The organism is Lysinibacillus telephonicus (genome assembly GCF_003966145.1).
Classification (GTDB): Bacteria; Bacillota; Bacilli; order Bacillales_A; family Planococcaceae; genus Ureibacillus; species Ureibacillus telephonicus.
The window spans coordinates 59,735-77,909 of the sequence record NZ_RXNR01000017.1; the positions used below are offsets into that span (position 1 = coordinate 59,735).

At 33.7% G+C, this 18,175-nt stretch carries 21 protein-coding genes; 15 read left to right on the top strand and 6 right to left on the bottom strand.

All coding sequences use genetic code 11. From position 1 onward, the window contains the following. Window positions 1–85 precede the first annotated feature (85 nt). Window positions 86–889, top strand: a complete 804-nt coding sequence (locus EKG35_RS07980) for a Shedu anti-phage system protein SduA domain-containing protein (RefSeq protein ID WP_246020259.1) — start codon at window positions 86–88, stop codon at window positions 887–889. Window positions 890–969: 80 nt separating this feature from the next. Here EKG35_RS07980 and EKG35_RS07985 read toward each other — a convergent pair whose 3' ends face one another. Continuing rightward, the gene (locus tag EKG35_RS07985) at window positions 970–1,251 is read right to left on the bottom strand and encodes a hypothetical protein (protein ID WP_126293916.1); all 282 of its coding nucleotides are present in this window, start codon (window positions 1,249–1,251) and stop codon (window positions 970–972) included. Next, window positions 1,248–2,228, bottom strand: a complete 981-nt coding sequence (locus tag EKG35_RS07990) for a ParM/StbA family protein (protein ID WP_126293917.1) — start codon at window positions 2,226–2,228, stop codon at window positions 1,248–1,250. The genes EKG35_RS07985 and EKG35_RS07990 overlap by 4 nt, the downstream gene beginning before the upstream one ends. A gap of 197 nt (window positions 2,229–2,425) precedes the next feature. Here EKG35_RS07990 and EKG35_RS07995 point away from each other — a divergent pair, with 197 nt between their 5' ends. The 8 genes from EKG35_RS07995 (at window position 2,426) to EKG35_RS08030 (ending at window position 9,744) form a co-directional block, all read left to right on the top strand. Further along, complete coding sequence (locus EKG35_RS07995; protein WP_126293918.1) at window positions 2,426–3,127, top strand: hypothetical protein; 702 nt, start codon at window positions 2,426–2,428, stop codon at window positions 3,125–3,127. 86 nt (window positions 3,128–3,213) lie between these two features. Next, the gene (locus EKG35_RS08000) at window positions 3,214–3,921 is read left to right on the top strand and encodes a helix-turn-helix domain-containing protein (RefSeq protein WP_185807680.1); all 708 of its coding nucleotides are present in this window, start codon (window positions 3,214–3,216) and stop codon (window positions 3,919–3,921) included. 137 nt (window positions 3,922–4,058) lie between these two features. After that, window positions 4,059–5,822, top strand: a complete 1,764-nt coding sequence (locus tag EKG35_RS08005; protein ID WP_126293920.1) for a hypothetical protein — start codon at window positions 4,059–4,061, stop codon at window positions 5,820–5,822. A 1,059-nt stretch (window positions 5,823–6,881) separates the two neighbouring features. Then, window positions 6,882–7,559, top strand: coding sequence for a PD-(D/E)XK nuclease family protein (locus EKG35_RS08010; protein WP_185807681.1), 678 nt, complete (start codon window positions 6,882–6,884; stop codon window positions 7,557–7,559). A gap of 57 nt (window positions 7,560–7,616) precedes the next feature. Then, complete coding sequence (locus EKG35_RS08015; protein WP_126293922.1) at window positions 7,617–7,874, top strand: hypothetical protein; 258 nt, start codon at window positions 7,617–7,619, stop codon at window positions 7,872–7,874. 174 nt (window positions 7,875–8,048) lie between these two features. Further along, window positions 8,049–8,939: a hypothetical protein gene (locus EKG35_RS08020; protein WP_126293923.1), complete on the top strand. Its 891-nt coding sequence runs from the start codon at window positions 8,049–8,051 to the stop codon at window positions 8,937–8,939. Between the two features lie 29 nt (window positions 8,940–8,968). Then, window positions 8,969–9,364, top strand: a complete 396-nt coding sequence (locus tag EKG35_RS08025; RefSeq protein WP_126293924.1) for a four helix bundle protein — start codon at window positions 8,969–8,971, stop codon at window positions 9,362–9,364. After that, complete coding sequence (locus tag EKG35_RS08030) at window positions 9,364–9,744, top strand: four helix bundle protein (protein WP_126293925.1); 381 nt, start codon at window positions 9,364–9,366, stop codon at window positions 9,742–9,744. The genes EKG35_RS08025 and EKG35_RS08030 overlap by 1 nt, the downstream gene beginning before the upstream one ends. Window positions 9,745–9,827: 83 nt before the next feature. Here the strand turns inward: EKG35_RS08030 and EKG35_RS08035 are convergent, their stop codons facing one another. The 4 genes from EKG35_RS08035 to EKG35_RS08050 all read right to left on the bottom strand — a co-directional run bounded on the left by EKG35_RS08035 (window position 9,828) and on the right by EKG35_RS08050 (window position 11,297). Further along, entirely contained in the window at window positions 9,828–10,253 is a 426-nt protein-coding gene (locus EKG35_RS08035; RefSeq protein ID WP_126293926.1) for a hypothetical protein, read from the bottom strand. Between the two features lie 127 nt (window positions 10,254–10,380). Next, window positions 10,381–10,665 carry a hypothetical protein gene (locus EKG35_RS20845; protein ID WP_126293927.1) on the bottom strand — a complete coding sequence of 95 codons (285 nt, stop codon included), beginning with the start codon at window positions 10,663–10,665 and terminating at the stop codon, window positions 10,381–10,383. 18 nt (window positions 10,666–10,683) lie between these two features. Further along, window positions 10,684–10,998 (bottom strand): hypothetical protein, encoded by a 315-nt coding sequence (locus EKG35_RS08045; RefSeq protein ID WP_126293928.1) that lies wholly within the window; start codon window positions 10,996–10,998, stop codon window positions 10,684–10,686. Window positions 10,999–11,045: 47 nt separating this feature from the next. Beyond that, complete coding sequence (locus EKG35_RS08050) at window positions 11,046–11,297, bottom strand: hypothetical protein (protein ID WP_126293929.1); 252 nt, start codon at window positions 11,295–11,297, stop codon at window positions 11,046–11,048. A gap of 424 nt (window positions 11,298–11,721) precedes the next feature. On the opposite strand from EKG35_RS08050, the gene EKG35_RS08055 reads away from it, so the two are divergent. From EKG35_RS08055 to EKG35_RS08080, 6 genes are all read left to right on the top strand, one after another. Then, entirely contained in the window at window positions 11,722–12,276 is a 555-nt protein-coding gene (locus tag EKG35_RS08055; RefSeq protein WP_126293930.1) for a hypothetical protein, read from the top strand. A 50-nt stretch (window positions 12,277–12,326) separates the two neighbouring features. Then, a complete protein-coding gene (locus EKG35_RS08060; protein WP_126293931.1) occupies window positions 12,327–12,587 on the top strand; it encodes a YgiT-type zinc finger protein in 261 nt (86 codons plus the stop codon). A 303-nt stretch (window positions 12,588–12,890) separates the two neighbouring features. After that, window positions 12,891–13,457 carry a site-specific integrase gene (locus tag EKG35_RS08065; protein ID WP_126293932.1) on the top strand — a complete coding sequence of 189 codons (567 nt, stop codon included), beginning with the start codon at window positions 12,891–12,893 and terminating at the stop codon, window positions 13,455–13,457. A 194-nt stretch (window positions 13,458–13,651) separates the two neighbouring features. Beyond that, a complete protein-coding gene (locus EKG35_RS08070; RefSeq protein WP_185807682.1) occupies window positions 13,652–14,449 on the top strand; it encodes a TnsA endonuclease N-terminal domain-containing protein in 798 nt (265 codons plus the stop codon). Continuing rightward, complete coding sequence (locus tag EKG35_RS08075) at window positions 14,440–16,569, top strand: Mu transposase C-terminal domain-containing protein (protein WP_126293934.1); 2,130 nt, start codon at window positions 14,440–14,442, stop codon at window positions 16,567–16,569. Before EKG35_RS08070 ends, EKG35_RS08075 begins: the two co-directional genes overlap by 10 nt. A 9-nt stretch (window positions 16,570–16,578) precedes the next feature. Then, the gene (locus tag EKG35_RS08080) at window positions 16,579–18,093 is read left to right on the top strand and encodes an ATP-binding protein (protein ID WP_246020261.1); all 1,515 of its coding nucleotides are present in this window, start codon (window positions 16,579–16,581) and stop codon (window positions 18,091–18,093) included. Window positions 18,094–18,175 lie beyond the last annotated feature (82 nt).

The following is an 18,175-nucleotide window of genomic DNA, read 5'->3' on the forward strand; positions in this document are numbered from 1 at the left end:
GAAGGGTAACTTTATTATAATTAAAGAGTCGGTAATAATGCCGATTCTTTTTTGTATCGAGAGAAATGGTAGATGGAGATGCAATATGAAAATTTATAAAAGAGATTATACTATCCTAACAAAAGAAGAAATCAACGAATGGGAAATTATTAAAGAAAAAGAGGTTGTTAATAAATCAAGAAATACTTTTGGTAAAAGAAACAAGTACAGAGAATACCCTGTTGCAGTAAGACACTATGAAAGTTTGTTTCCAAATAATCATTTGGATATAGTAGATTTACAGAAAATTGATCAGCTATCAGAATTAGCAGAAGAATTCCATGAATTAATAGACAATTCAACTTCAAACGAAAGGTCTATTCTCAATTGGATTCGTGAAAAAAGTGCTTACTTTATAATTGCATCTATCATGAAAGGTCCGTATAATTTCGGTCATCATGATGCATTTATTTTTCCAGAATTCCAATTAGGAAACTCATATCAAGTTGATTATCTACTTGTTGGGCGAAATTCTGGAGGTTATGAATTTATTTTTGTAGAGTTGGAACATCCGAATAAACATATTACTTTAACTAATGGTCATTTAGGTGATGCAATTAGAAAAGGAGAGAGGCAGGTAATCGACTGGAAATACTGGTTAGAAGCAAATTATGCAACACTTTATGAAACGTTTAATAAGTATAAAGATCCCAAGAAGTCGTTACCAGTTGAATTTATGAAATATGACAGTACCCGTATTCACTATGCTGTTATTGCTGGAAGGCGAAATGATTTTAACGAGAAAACTTATCAATTGAAACGGCAAAAGAAAACAGAAGGTATTTTATTACTACACTACGATAATCTATATGATTCGGCAAAAGCTTTGATTGGTGAGTCTACGTATTAATTAACGTACTCGGATTTAAAAAAAAGGCTATGCAAAGAAGCCAAATAGAGAAGAGTAGCTATTCGGCTTTTCTGCATAGCTTAGAATAGTTGATTAATAAGGCTTTTATCTTCTAAGCTCACTGACATTTCAGAGGGCTTTTCTTGTTTAGAGGGAAGGCTTAAATTGCTATTTGCTATTTTGCTTGCAATCTTATCTGCAAGTTGATCGAGGTTGTTGATAGGGGGATTGTCATTCATATCTTGGCGAATGAGGTGACGGATATAGGAGCTGATAGTACGTTCAGTTTTTATTTTTTGAAGATGTTTTAAAATATCGGCATCTTCTGCTAAAAAACTGATTGTAATTCGTTCCCGATTCATAATCCATGCTTAACCTCTAATATTCTAAGGAAGCTTTTTAGATTGGCGATTTGAGGGTTTACAACGATTCTTGCATGGGGAAATTCCTTTTGAATAGTATCACTTAGCATATAGGATCCGCCACCAACAAAATGAATATCAACGTTATTAAAAGTATAATCACGACTCTTTGCAAACTCGACTATTTCACGAAAATGTTGGGCTTTCATTTGTTCGATTAGTTCCTTGCTTTCATCGTATACCTTCCCTGCGTTTGAAAAATAACCGTTTTGCAAAATTCTTTCGAGATCATTTGGAGTAACTGTAACCCCGAAACGCTCGTTAATCATCTTTCCGATTTTCCCCTTAAGAATATTAATCCCCAAGTTTGAAACCGTCATTGAGTCGAAAATAGGATTAATACCAGAGAACGTACAATAAGTAGTATTCAGTCCACCGATATCAATTACCGCAGTATGCTTTCCATTCAATTGCTCCATTTCTTCATAAATGATCCCAACTCCTTCGAAAACAACTGTTACGTCTGTTAAGTGAAGGTAATAAGGGTTCCCATTCAACGAAAATAAAAATGGTTCACCGTTATTTTCGATGAAATCTTTATAGTCTTGCTTAGTTGTTGAATCTTTGTATGCGGAGATAGGGATATTAACAGCCAAGTGGATTTTAACGTTCTCTGCTTGAAGGTTTGTAATGTGAAGAAGATCAGTGATAGCGGTATAGATACAAATTTTATGAAGATCAATTTTCTTTGTTAGGTCAAAACTGCTATAAATTTCATTTACAGATTCACCCAACAAGTAAGCTTTTTTGTTGTAAGTTACCTCGTAAGAACCAGGGTTAACATCAATCCCGACCTTTTCCACCTCCTGCATTTTTGTTCGAAATACTGTGATTGCATGCTTGTCTTTGCTTTTAAGAATCGCTTTAGTTGCATATTTTCCGCAATCAACTGCAATTAGAACTGTTTCTTTCAGCATTTAATAATCTCCTTTCTATATGAATTTACTAATCTATTATATACACAACGTTAAAAATTATAAGAAATTTCATATAAAAAGTTGTCGGAGTCGACAATAAATTGATGAAATGTCATAAATAATGAATTATGCTTGAAGTAGATTTAGGGTATGGGATTTTGTTACTTTCTTAACAACAATGGGGAAAGGAAGTTTTTATGTCATTAGCTAATAAAGGTAGCCAATACCAATTTCAAAAATATGTAAATTTATTTACTCAAGAACTTAATGATGCTATTTTGCAGAATTCACCATCGCTATTAACATTTATCAATGATTCTTATGAAATTCAGTGGAAATCACCTTTAATGGAAGAGGGTTATTACGAATACCAAGATGATTTTCTTAAGGTAATTACTAAAGACGACACAGTATTAAATAATTATCAGATAACTCTTAGGGATTATTGGCCAAGAAGGGGACCTGTTTGGGATGGTATTGCAACAGTGACAGGTCAAGATAATAAAAATGGTTTGCTTCTTGTAGAAGCCAAGGCACATATTAGTGAAACAAATTCACAAATAAAAGCAACTTCAGAGAAAAGTAGAAAACTAATACAAGCAACACTCCAGGAAGTCCAAGCCATATTTGGTTCAACGAGTTCTATTGATCCATGGCTTAATGATTATTATCAACTTGCCAATCGTTTAAGTTTTTTGCACTTATTAAATGAAAAGTTAAAAATCCCAACTTGGCTTGTATTATGTAACTTTGTCAATGATGATACACATATATCAACGGATTTAGATGAATGGCTTCTTCATTACCATACAGTCTTTAATAAAATGGGTATTGATTTTAATGCAGGAATGATGAGTAAGGTGTTAATGTTATTCATCCCTGGAAAAGAGGAAGAATGAGCAGTTGAGGAGTTATTACTTATCTTCTAATTTTTGATATACTAAAGAAAGTTGTGGCATATATGCAATAAATGGAGGTGACTTGGATGGAAAACACGTTCGGTCTTATAGTACAAAGAGAACGAAACAGGCAGGGTTTATCACTTGCGAAGCTATCGAGTTTACTAAATAACGAAATAGATCCATCTTATATAAATCGCTTAGAAAAAGAGCAGAAAAACCCGTCTTTTAAAGTGGTTTGTTTGTTAACAACAGCGTTGAACTTGGATGTCAGAGAGGTTTTTCGTGCATTTGGTTTTGAAAACTTAATTACTAATTATGATGAAGAAGCTGTCTTTACAATAGATGAATTTATTCGGTTACATAAGATAAAGAACCCGCATAATAACCAAATAATCAGTAAAGAAGAGCAAGAAACGTTGATTAATATAGTCCATAATGTTTTTGAACTTTCGCAAGCGGAACTTGATTTAGGTCAACTTTCTCCTATGTTAAAAGAAATACAAAAACTAAGGGAAATACATTTGCGTGAAACTACCGAATGTATTGAAGTACCATTTATGAACACTAAATTTACAGTGAATATTAAAGCAGTATTATCCCAAAACAGCTACTTTGATAGAGAGAATGTAATTGTTGCAATTGAAGATTTGATAACTAACAAAGGGACAAAGCTTTTAGACATTAAGGATGGTAGCATTACTGTAGATTTAAACGGAGAAAGTTGGCTTGCACAAATACAAGGGGAAAGAGTTACTTTCATAACAAGAAAGAAAGAGATTATTGATTTATAGAGGATTTACTCTGTCAGCGAAATTTAAAATATTGTTTATATGAAATGAGTTTTAATTATATTGCATATAGGCATTGACAAAAAACAACGCTCCTTTTATTATCTATTTTAGATATTAGTAAAGGAGATGATTTTAATATGGAAAAGTTAAAGGCAACACATCAGCATAATAATAATTTAGTGAATTCAAGTTACTTTGAGCAACTCAAGAAGCAAATTACAGATCAGAGTCGATGGGATGGTAACATTTTTCATGTGTTTAATCACGAAGCGGGAACAGGGAAAAGTCAATTTACACTGGCTGAAATTGCAGAATTGGTAGTAAGGACTGATTATAAAGTTCTGTATGTTCAAAAGTTTAAACGTGGCGATGCACTTATAGATACTGTAAAAACCATCAACTCCCATGCTGTTTATTCGGTAGCAGAGTATATTGACAGTAAGGACAATAAAGATAGAAATAGTAAAATAAAGAATGAAATTCGAAAAAGAAAATTAAACGCAAAAGTGTTAGCCATTACTCACAACATGTATATGCGAGTGTGTCTCGGAAAACATCAGGAAATATTAGACGGAAGGCATATTCTTATAATAGATGAGTTTCCAGACTTTTTGGAAAGGGTGACGATTTCATTAAAAGATCTATCCAAGTTGTGGGAAAATGCCTATCGTTTCAAAGAGAAAGAGTTCATCGAAAAACTTGTTACCGATTTAAAAAATATTGTCACTCAAGAAATAACTAACCCTCATAATACTGGAAATTTGCCATACCTCGATTTTTCTTCGAAATACTTTGATCCTTATAAACAATCCCTCCCAACGATAATAAAAAACTACCAGCAGTTGAAAGAAACTGAAGTTCTATCGAGAATCCTACAAATTTTAAATAATGGCTGTCGCTACAGTAATAATGTCTTACACACATTTAATAGTGAAATAGAGCCTAAACTCCTTAAAAACAATATTATTCTCGATGCCAATGCTGGTTTCGATTATCGCTACGAATCATCTAACCTCTTCGTTGTTCATCCGCAAGATAAATTCTATGATTACTCCAATTCAACCTTCACTCATTATTGTGTTAAAACAAGTAAAGAAGCCTTATCTCGTAATATTAATTTCTACCAAAAAGCCCTTGAGAAACTTGCCCTCTCTTACAAAGAAAAAATCCTATTTGTAACAGACAAAGATAATGAAAATACCTTGAAAAAGGAAATTCGAAATTATCTCGAATTAGTAGGGAAGACCGATAAAGAAATTCTAAATATAGAAGAGACCATCATAACTATTGAATACTTCGGTAATATCATTGGGGTAAATGATTATCGGGATTATGAAACAGTTGTGATAATGAAAACACCCAACTTCGATTATGTAGATTATGTACTTCAACATGATTATTACAAACCATTAAAGTATCTGAATGAGGACATTCCAATCTTTAAAAATCTTACGGTTGAACAAATTCGAAAAACAATGATAGCGGGGGAAATTTATCAGGCAATGAAACGAATAAATCGAGATAACAGCAAAAATGCTCACTATATTGTTTTTACTGCAAATAATGATGCCGTTGATATAGTCCGACAACAGATGCCAGGAATTAATTATTATCAGTATGAATTAAACGTCGATTACACAGCAAGAAAAACTGAAGAAGAAACAAAAACAGAAAAAAGGCAAAAGAAAATTATGGAATTCCTTTACAACTGCAAGCAAGGGGGAAAAGAAAAAGTTGCCAAGCGAGAAATAAGGGAAGTAATTGACTATCACGATGCTAAGAACTTTGCGAAGTTACTAAAATCAATAGAAGCGTTTTTAATAAGCAATCAGATGTATGCAAAGGGGCAACATGTTTATATTGAACAAGAGGAAGAAGCAGAAGAGAAAATGGCAATGTAAGCTTACCTGACCGCAGAGATTTTCTGCGGTTTTTCTATATCCAAAAGTCGTAAAGCTCATTTACTTCGATTAACTGAAAGATAGAGATAATCCGATAATAGACATAATGCAATAGTAATATTAGTTGATGAATAATCATATCAAGGGTAATGCGAAATGTATTGATATTCTGCATAACAAAAGACAATGTTCATATTAACAGTGAATTTATTTTCAATATCCATTGTGAAGATTGAACGTCTCTATCTTATAAGGGTTTAATGCTCTCATCCTTTGGGTATGGAAATGACCTTTTAATCATTGCCAAGCAATGTTGGATGCAATGCAATTATATCAAGTCAAACAGCAGTTATATATGCAAATAGAAGAGAAAAATCCAATTTCCTTTAAGTAATTTACGAAATATCTTCTATTTGCATGACTTTTAATCAGTTCATTGCATTTTTGCATTAATATCAAGATAAGGTGCATATTTATAATGCAGTTTATGTATCTCAAGGTTTTTATGAACTATGAAAACAGATTAGTAGAAGAAAGCGTGTACTTGATATAACTGAAAAAGTTTATTCAATCTGTTTTGCATAGATTAAAAGTTCATATAATTACATTTACTGCAGGTTATTATGTAATGCTCTTATGATTTATCTAATGAATCAAGTGAATATTTAACTTTTTTCAAAAAGGAGTGATTTCAAATATTTTCAGTATCTTAATATAGATTATCCAATATATCAAGGCGTTTCTGGTGCTTGCATTACTTTAAGTGGATATGCAATATCATAGCAATTAAAAATAATATCAGATGGATAGTATAAAAAGTCGTATAAATTATTATTCTCCCTTATATATAGAATAAAGAAAATACGACTTTTTGAATAAAAGCAAATCTAATTGATATTCAATCTCTTATTCAAGTAAACGAGCTTTACGACTTTTAAAAAAAACACGGTTTTGTCTTCTATATCGGTATTCTAACGGCAAAGTGGTAATATGAAATTAAATAACCATTAAGTTGGTTTAATGAATAAACGTAAACGCCATAAGGGGGAGTGGAGTAGTATGGAAACAGTATTAACTTATTCTGTTAGGGAGCTACATATAGATCTTCTATTTTTGGAAGAATTCTATTCATCTGAACCATTTCGAAAATGGTTTATTGAAAATACAGTAGGATTAGATAGTGACATAGTAAAGATACTGCGTACAGAACACTCAGTCTTCGAGTTAGAAAGGGAATCTGATCTCGAAATTGCATTTGAAGGATCCAAAGGTGAAGTGTTATTTTTAATCGAAAATAAGATTAACGCTCAGTTTCAACCCGATCAAGCAGATGACTATAAGAATCGTGGAATTGAATACATAAGACGTGGAAAATGTGTTGAATTCTATACGATTCTATTTGCACCAGAGGGCTATATTCAAATGATCAAACCAAGTCATAATTTTGATTTTTATCTTTCATTTGAGAGTGTAATGGAATACTTTGAAACGCAGGATCAGATGGGCAAGCGAGCTAATTATAAAATGAATGTTTTAAAGAAGGCGATTGAAAAATACCAAAATAGTTATCTAAAGTCAGGTTCATCTTCTTCCGAATACCAGCCGAGTGAAGTCAATCAAGGTATCACGCAATTCTGGCAAAGGTATTGGGAAGACCTATTAGTACGACATTCTGACATACCAATGCCTAAACCTGGTGAAAAAGGACCAGCATCAACATTTATAGGATTGGGATAGAAAGCGTTACCTCCCAGTATCATTATCTACCATAAATTTGTTCATGGATTTGTGGATTTGCAGTTTGAAAAGATAGGAGACAAAGCAGAAGCATTCATCGGTCATTTTAAAAGCCATATTGAAGAAGGAATGACAATTCAAAGAGCTGGAAAAAGTGCGGTAGTTATTCGAATTGAGGTTCCTAAAATTAACCCACATAAGTTCTATGAAGAGTTACAAGATGATGTACATATAGCTCAAGATTCAGCAAAGAGGCTTTTAGATTGGTTTCATTTGAATTCAAAACTATGGATTTCTTTCAATTCTACTTATTAACCATTTAATTAGGGGATAGGCAGCGTTCAGAATACATTCTGAACGCTGTTTCCCATTACTGAAACATTAATCAGAAGTGTTAAACAAGGTAGAACCGATTTTCCCTTTAAAGAGCGTTGACAATATAGTTTAATAGTTTTGTAATAAATCTTTATTATTGAAAGGAGATAAACAATGGATCAAGCTATTACCATTCAGACTATGGATCACAACAGCAATAAAGAAAAAGCTTCATCTTCATTATGGCATTACTTCGAAAAGGATTTTATTGATGAAACAATTATCCAATACGAGCAAAAAGTATCAACAGGATTGTCTAACTTAGATGTTGCTCTTGACGGAGGGATTTCGCCTAAACTGTATTGCCTGATTGGTAGAATGAGTGATGAACGAAACCCGTTCTTGTCATTTATGGCTGAACATTTGGCTTCAAATGGATACACAGTCTTATATTTTACAAACCATGATACAGAAAATTGCCTTTTACAACAGATTCTTGTAAGACAAGATTATAAACGATACAGAGATCAATCCTTATATCTCCCCGATATTATAAACAAAATCTCTTCTTCTCATCGTACTCTTAAAGACTATCGAGCAAGTTTATACCCGATTTTAACAAACATTCAAGTTGAAACATGCACTTATGTTGATGCTGAAGTAGTAGAAGAGAAGATTTCTTCTTATAAAAAAATGAATTCGAAGGTTGCTATTCTTATAGATGAGCAAGAACTGCCAAATCAACAAAGTAAAATTGAGCGAATTAGAGAGCAGATTTATTTAAAGAACATCAATAAAATAGCAACTCAATATGAAGTCCCGATCTTTATGAATGTAACATTGGCAAAAGGTGACTTTGAAAGAATTACAGCAGGATTTAGAACCACATTAGAAATAGAAACAATTGTTGATAATATCATCCTCTTCATCAAACCAGAACCGATTCATTCAACATTAAACCCATTTGTTTTGAAGTTAGTGATTCGAAGTAAATCATCCCCATATCACTCTCAAATGGCTCATCTCACCTATCATCCAACACCTTTTTATTTCCAAGATGCTTAAATGAAAAAACTAAACAAGGAGGAAGAACTATGACAGAAAAGAAAACATTTATTAGCGATTTTAGAGATTTAGAAGTATACAAAAAATCACTGCACTTTAGTAAAAAAATTTATAAAGTTGTTGAGAGCTTTCCTTCTTTTGAGCGGAATAACTTGGTAGACCAGTTACGTAGAGCCAGTTCCAGTGTATACAGCAACATCGCAGAAGGAAATGCAAATTATTACTATCGAAAAGAATATGACAGGCTAAACACCAGCATCGGGAGCATTGCGGAATGTCGGGCTTTTCTTGACATGGCAATTGTGCAGAAATATGTTTCCAGAGAAGTTTATGTGAGTTTGGATAATGAGGCGGAAGAAATATTCAAAATGCTCATTGCCATGATTAATAGAATAGAAAAGATTCTAAAAGAGGAAGCATCTTAATGTGGGTTCCAGATTTCCGAAAAAATGCATTGTATCAGCGTTCCCTTGACTTAGCTCATGAAGTGTACCGAACTGTAGAGGAAGATGGTGAAAATATTGAGGAAACCGAAGCAATACAATTACGGAAGCGAGTAGTGCGAATAACGAAAAAAATAACTCATGCTATCGTTCAGCAAAATATCAAGATGAAGTTTAAAAGTTTGAATGAAGCAAAACTGGAGCTTGAATTGCTTCTAAAGCAGGTGTACAAGCTTTGCGATAAAAAGAGGATAGATGAATTCAATGGATTCAATATTGATTACTATGCAGATCAAGTTATAAAACTTACAAATCATTACTTTGGAAAATATAGAAAGGAAAAACCCAGTTGCAAAGATTAGAAAAACTGAAACAGTTACAACTATAAATTTATTGAAAAAAAATGTGCTTCAGCTTGCGATTGCAAGAAAAGCACATTACATAGTCACAGCATATTTGCATTAATAATTTTTTGAAGCATTGCACGAAACGATGGCGATGTAAAGTCATACTGCAGTAGCTTGTCCTCATAAAGAATAATACGGACTACATCATGCTTTGTATCCCCAACAGTTGGATTGATATGTGAATAACTATTCTTATTCGATATCTCCTTTTTTAAAGGAAGTTGAGTAAATTTTTTCAGCTCTTCTTCAGTAAATAAACTGACAGGATAATCTAAATCTATTCGCAAACGATCAGTTCCCACGAATATTTTTCCCCACTTATCTGATCTTTCTTTCCAAGAAAGTCCCGATGTGCTTACAATATTATAAATCTGTTTTTCTTCATTGCTAATAATAACTTGGCAATTGCGATGAGATTCTATAACACTACTAATTTCTTTTCGTTTTTCTTGAATAGAATTCAAAATAATCACCTTTCTTAAAGAATTTAGGATAAATTGATTTTGAAAAAAGCAAATTGGTTAGGTTTTAAACTGTATAGATATATTAAAGACCGAAAGTTCAATGAAGTTAGCAAGTAAACAAGGATAGCTATGACTTGAACTTCAGTAATTTGCCGTAGGACCAAAAAATAAAATCAAGTTTCTTAGTTAACAGTAATTTGTAATTTTTAAATCTTGAATCAAATTGAGCAATAGGTTTTTCCAATAGGTTTTCCTCAATGATTTGGCTAAATGTTTGGATAATAATATCCTGATGTTGTAGGTATCGAGCAACTTTCTTTTCAATGTCTTTTAAATGGTAGGTTTGGAATTGAAATACTCTTGCTACTTCGGAATCATAAATCGGATATGTTGATACAATCATATTAATCAATATAGTAGTAAATGAGAATTAGATACTATGATCACCTTTTCGTCTTTTGCAACTATATAATTTGTTTACAATTTCTACTGTATCAATTGTAGCTTCATTTCGATATTGTTGCATTAATTTGAAATATTCCGTTTTAAATTCTGTTGTTAATCCAGCATTATCCAACCTATAAAACGAGCGAAAAACAAATTGGAAAACAGGGTTGATGGTGACATCGCTTTTTAGGAATTCATAATATAAGAAAATATATACAGCTACAGATTCTTCATCAAGGCTATTAACGATAAAATCCGCATTGTTATTTATTTTCTCTGTCATTTGATAAATATTCATAGGAACTACCTCTCATTATTCAAACAGTGTATCTACTAATTAACATTTTAGTAGATATTTCTTGTCTTATAATCAAAATATAACTCAACTACTCGGTACAGAGATAACGCTCCTTCGTAAACCGAGACGTAACCTTTTGTGTCTTTTATATCAATCGTATGTATTGGTTCGATTTGTAACTCAGCCTCTTTTTTACTGTAAGAGAGTCGGTCAAGCAGAGACTTCCCCTGAACCTTATTAAAGTGACTGTCCAAAATCCCCTTCGTATTTAGCAACTCTTTTACATCTGGAAATCGCATCACCTATCACTCTTGGATTAGTGTATTTCTTTGATAGATATGCTTGAATTTCTCATCATTCAAAATTATCAACCTCCGATTATTTATCTAAGTTTATTCTACACTAATTATTTGCAGAAAGTTTTAGCAATTGATTGTTACCAGCCGTCAACAATCGACATGAATCAAAAGTTACTTCTTTAAAGAAATCTTCGACAAATTAAGTCAAAAAAAGTTATGTATACAGTTTAAAGTTGCTTATTTTGTTTCCAAGGGACTTCAACCTGTATTTCTTCCGTCTGCTGAAATCTAAAACTCTCTTCATAACTAAGAATTATGTATGCGTAGACAAATTAAAACAATAAGGCAAGTGAATAGAATACATAACTATGGTATAATTGGGTAAATAGTAACGGCAATATTAATGGGAAAGAGAGACGTTTTAATGAGGGAAGTTGAAATATTTGTATCAAATGATGGTACACAGTATATTTGGAATAGAGATCAAGAAGAAGTGATCCTGTTAAGTGATGCTGAAACCAAAATGGTATCGCTCAAAGTATCCTTAATGTCTGATGAGGAGATATTAAACAGAACGTCTGGAAACGGCGTCCCAATGGGAATCCCTATAACCCTCAGTAAAGATAGATTGATAGAGATCCGAGATAATTTAGTACAGATATTGAAAAAAGGCCCTTTTATTGATTTTGAAAAACATGTATTAGAGCGACTTGTATATGATGCTTTGTTAGATGATGGCCATCCAGAAAAAAGAGGGTGGAATAACAGTGAGGAAGTCCGAGAATGTGTTCTATCTGCTTCAAGGGTAACTGGCGTTCGACTAAACGTCGATCATCATCATCCTGAAAATAGTGAGAAAGTTAAACATCTTCACCCGAACCTTGCTCTTGTCATTTCAGGAAGCAAGGATACTGGTAAAGGAAGACTTGTTCTGGTAATATTAAATGAACAGACGATTAGTGTGATAACAATATTATAAATAACTTTTTATTTGCATATACTAAGAATAATTACGAAAGAGGTGGGATTATGATCTTGGCTCCCGAAAAAAATGATTATAGAGTGAAAACAACTTGCTCCTGCGGAAATACCGCCAAAAGGCGAGAAGGAAATAGTGAGTTTTTTATTGGACCACGTAAAATTATAATCAAGAACATCCCTCATTTTTATTGTTCTTACTGTGATAAAGAGATATTCGATTCTACGTTGGGAACTGAAGACCTCTTAATGTATGCATTTAAAAATAATATGAATGAAGTAGACTGGAATGAAAAATCCTTATATATTTAACAGAAAGACAACGTACACCTTAAAATTGGTTACGTTGTTTTTTTATGGGGATTTTGTAATTGAGAGTATTTTGTATTGTTTACCGCAAGATACGTTAAAACCCATTAGGTGACTGATGAAGATATATAAAGAGAAATTCAAAAGGGTAAAGGGTAAATCTACTTTACAAAATCGGGTTTTGTAAACTAAGGAATGCTGTTAAATTAGCATTCTTAAAAATCACCTTTCTCCTGTAGGTGTTGGACTTTACTGAAAGTCCAGTTTATAATAATTGTGTCAACTCTTGAGAGGGAGGTGATAGAAATGAACGTTGTCAATCCAATCCGATGCAAAAAGCAACTGGAAGCTGTCAAAGGTTATCTTCGAGGAAAAAACAAACGAGATTATCTACTATTTATGGTTGGTATTACATCCGCACTTCGCATCAGCGATATCCTAAGCTTGAAAGTTAATCATGTATGGGATGGAAAGAAGCCTGCAGAGTTTATCGAATTAAATGAAAAGAAAACGGGCAAATACAAACGGTTTCCAGTCACACCAAACTTAAAAAAAGCAATTAAAGAGTATATGGCTGAATATGATGGATGTCCAGACGATTACTTGTTTGTTAGCAGGGTCGGCAAAAACAAGCCAATTTCCCGTCAGTACGCTGTCATGATGTTAAATCAAGCGTGCGATATGGTTGGTGTAGAGGAATCTTTCGGTACTCATGGGATGCGAAAGACATGGGGGTACTGGGCTTTCAAAAGCGGAATTTCATTAGACTATATTTCAATTGCACTCAATCACCGTTCAATAGCAGAAACAAAAAGGTATTTGGGGCTTCTTCAAGAGGACTTGGATAATATTTATCTTCAAGTGAATCTGTAGTGAGTGTGATTGTTGTTGCGAAATAGGAGGAAAATGGATTGCATAAGCAAAAATCAAATATTGAGATGGAAATCACGATTTCTTAGTCAAATCCTCAAAAAAACAGAGGGCGTTGACTATATGAAATTGTGGTTTTTATTTTGCCCTCTGGTATGGAAGGGGTAGCAATGGTTTCATCATATTATTCAACAAGTATGAAAGTACAAAAATACCTTAAGGAGGGGAGGGGACAGGGGATTGGAATCAATTACATCCCTTGGACAAAAACATCTGATTATTCATCTTTGGGTAGAGCTACACGTATAAAGGGAATAAAAATTCCACGAATTTTCCATTTGCAGTCGGACATACAGTACAGAGCATTTTTACTATTCGAATATCATTCAAGTGTGATTGATATTCGTGAAACTTACCCATTGCTTGATGTGATGGAAACGATAAATATTGATGATTTAAGATTTGACAAATATCGAGACAAAGACACAAATGAACCATTCGTTATTATAACCAATTTTTTGCTGACGCTAAGAGATGAAAAAGGTAAAGAGAGATTAATTGCCCGCACTGTAAAAAATACATCCGAGCTAAAAAGGAAAATCACATGGGAGAAGCTTGAAATTGAAAGGCGATACTGGAGCGAAAAAGGAATTGAGTGGAAAGTGATTACGGAAAAGCAATTGCCACGTATACTTGCAAAAAATCTTGAATGGATCAGAGAAACCTTACTGGAAGGTAACGAAGAAGAATTTGATAAAGATTTATTATCTACTCATTTATTAAGCGAACTGTTTAATAATGATCATTTGCCAGTTAGAAACGTTTTAAGACAATTTGATAAAACAGAGGGGTTACCAAAGGGAACTGGTTTATTCCTATTCCGATATTTAATAGCGAAAAAAGATATTCGAATAAATTTGAATCAATTAATAGACCTTTCGGAAACGGTTAAGAACCTAACTCTAATGGAAATGGAGGAGCATGTATGGAGTTAGTGGAGAATATGTTGCTACGAAACAAGGATGGAGAAATCATCCGAATTGTATTTGTAAACCGATTTTCTTCTATTATATATGTAATTGCTATGGATGAGGGGAGTAGATGGCCATATACTATTAATAAAGAAGATATATTTGTCGCTATGGCTGATGGAGAAGTTACTTTGTTAAAAGAAGACCCGTATTTTAGACATGTTTATGAAGAGGATTTGAGCGGTGCTGAAAAGCAACGAAGAGATCGTGCATATGAAATCATTACCTATGTACTTCAACAAGTTGAACACGAAGAACAAATCTATCTTCGTAAATATCGGCAGAAGGTGATTAATCATTCGGTTTCCGTTTTTCAAGTGAGTAAAAATACTATAAAGGATTATTTAATTAAGTATTGGAAAGGAGGAAAGGTTCGTAATGCTTTGCTTCCCAATTTTTATAATTGTGGAGCAAAAGGTCGAGATAAAAAAGTTAGTGAAGTGAAAAGGGGAAGACCTCGAAAGTATGGTATCAAAAAAGGGGTCAATGTAGATGAAAAAATGAAGAAAATTTTCATGATCAGTCTCAATCGCTATTTTTACAACGAAAAGCAAAATACATTAAAAACAGCATATGAGCTGATGATAAAAGACTTTTTCACGATTGAAAAGGAAGAACAAAACGGTGTGATTATTCCAATTTTGAAAGCAGATATCCCGACCTATCATCAATTTTATTATTGGTACAGAGCTTTTAATCAACTTAAACATGAAGTTTCAAAGCGACATGGCTCAAGGGTGTACCATCAGAAACACAGAGCGATTATTGGAAATTCATCTCAAGATGCAGGGTTAGGGCCAGCTACATTATGGCAGACAGATTCAACACCCCTTAATGTGACTTGCGTATCCAGTGTAAACAGGAACATCCTTGTGGGGAAACCATTGTTACACCTTGTAGTAGATGTCTATTCACGATTAATAGTCGGATTCAATCTATCGTTTGAATCATTAAATGCTTATAGTGGGGCAATGGTTGCTTTGCAAAACAGCATGACATCAAAAAAACAGTTTTGTGCAAGATATGGAATTGAGATAGATGATGATGAATGGGATGTAGCTTGTATTCCTAATAGAATCTTTACGGATCGAGGAGAATTAAATGGTAGTCAAATCGAAAGTGCAATTGAAGGATTGGGAATTTCAATACAAAATAGCCCAAGCTACCGCCCTGAACTAAAAGGAGTTGTTGAACAAGCTTTGAATCAAATCCAAATGCAACTGGCTCCGCATGTAGATGGTGCTTCAATAAGTGGAAAAAGAGTTCGTGAACGTGGAGAAAGTGACTTAAGGCTAAAAGCAAATCTAACAATTGACGAATTGACGGCAATCATTATTAAGTTAATCCTTTTCCATAATAATCATCACGTTCTACAAGATTATGAATTGACCGAAGAAATGTTGGAAGCAGGAGTTGAAAAAATTCCAAGAGAAATATGGAGATTTGGATTAAGACATCAGAAAGGTCAGTTGAGGAAGTTACCCGAAGAAGTTATCAAGATAAATTTATTGCAGTCTGATACGGCAACCATTACGCCTCAAGGACTAAGATACAAGAAGCTACTATATGCATCTGAATATAGTTTACAAAATAACTGGTTTGAATCAGCCAGAAATAATGGAAGCAAACGTGTGAAAATTAAGTTTGATGCCAGAGATCTAACTGAGATTTACATGATAAATGAAGAAGGAAATCTCCATACCTTAAAGCTTCTTGACCACTTATCAAAATACTACGGGAAGAGTATTGATGAGATTGAAAAAATCATTGAATTTGAAAAAGAATTGGATGAGAAAAGCAAAGAGAGGGAGCTTCAAAAGAAAGTAAAACTGTTTACTGACATAGAAGAAATCGTAGCAGAAGGTAAAAGAAAAACGGAGGCAGAGCATGACAGCAGTATAAGTAAAACAAAAAAGTTGAAAGGGATAAAAGAAAATCAACGCATGGAAAGAGAGTTACAGCGTGAGCGATTGAAAAAGGAAAAAGAGGAATATATTACGCCATCTGAGGAGATCTTGGTTGAAAATAACGGTGGGGATGGATTGTCATTGTTTAGAAGTTTAAGAGATAGGAATGAGGTGTGATACGAATTGGTGCAGGAAATTTTTCTTCCAAACGGGATGGAAGCAATACAGGCAAGTTATACTGAATATCCACTTGATGAGTTTAATCAAAATCCTTTTATACAAGCTTTGCCACCATTAGCGGATAAGTCAACAATTATAAAAAAGCTTGCAATGAATCCATCATTTGATGAGCAAGAAAGACAAATGGAATCCGTTTATCGCTTACAAATGATCAGCAGGCTATACCAGTTTTTTCAGCCACTCCCCATTCACTTGGAGATTTGGGACATGATAAACAATCTTTTAATACAAGGTTATTTAGCGAGAAATCCATTTGATCCAGCTTATAAACGCTATTTACATGAGACTGGAAAGCAAATCATCAACCGTATATTTGATATTAATAGTAGACAAAACTTCCGTACGACAGCGGGATGTGGAACTTTGATTGGACTATCGGGCATGGGGAAGACGACATCGGTTGGTCGGGTGTTAAGCAATATTCCACAGGTTGTTATTCATAACGAGTATAGGGGTCAGCATTTTAATCAAATCCAACTTGTCTGGATAAAGTTAGATGCACCATCTACGTCATCATTAAAGGCTTTGTGTCTACAGTTCTTTATGAGAGTAGACGAGTTGCTTGGCACGAACAATTATAAAAAATATGTTTCTCGAAATGCGTCAGTCGATATGATGTTGCCTCTAATTGGACAACTTGCTCAGAATATTGGGCTTGGGTTACTAATAATTGATGAAACCCAGAATATTAAAGGGCGTGGAGCGGATCAAATTATGAATTTTTTTGTTAACCTAATAAACTCTGGAGTCAATCTGGCGATAATTGGGACTCCTGGAGCTTATGGCTTATTTGGCGATGAATTGAGAATAGCCAGAAGGTTAACAGGGAATTCGGAGATTATTTTCAACAACATGGATTATGATAATGAATTTAAGTTTCTATTGGAATCCATATGGAGGTATCAGTGGATAAAGAAGCCTGCTAAGCTAACTGAGGAGTTTTCAAAAGTTATCTATGATGAAACCCAAGGGATTTCCGATTTGATTGTAAAGATATTTGTTTATTCTCAGCAGAAAGCAATATCGACGGGTAAAGAAGAATTAACTGTTGAACTTATGCGAAATGTTGCCAACGAAAAGTTCAAATTGATGAGGGAGATGCTGAATGCAATACGTTCAGGCAACCCTTATAAGATAGCAAAATATGAAGATATAAGAAGGATTGAGAGTGCAACAATTCAGTCGGCTAATGAACACCCCCGTAAGCCGTTAAAAGCCAAGAATAACGAGAAATCCCAAAATAATGACACAAAAGTCGTACCGACAATGCCCGAAGTAAAAAAGGCGAAGCGGAATACAGAATATGCAGAAGGTGACCTTAGACTACTATTGAAGAATGGAGTTAAGCAAGGGAAAACTCCTTATGAAGTTCTCTTAGAGCATAGTTCTATTGATGACATGGTGCAGTGGAATGTTGGTGTGTGTATTTCGCAAGTAAAAATTGAGCCATTTATTAATTAAAAACTGAGCCACTAAACCTGACTATTTTCCATCCATTCTTTTGTATCTAATATTCGATAAGACGGGCCAATCATGTCTACCA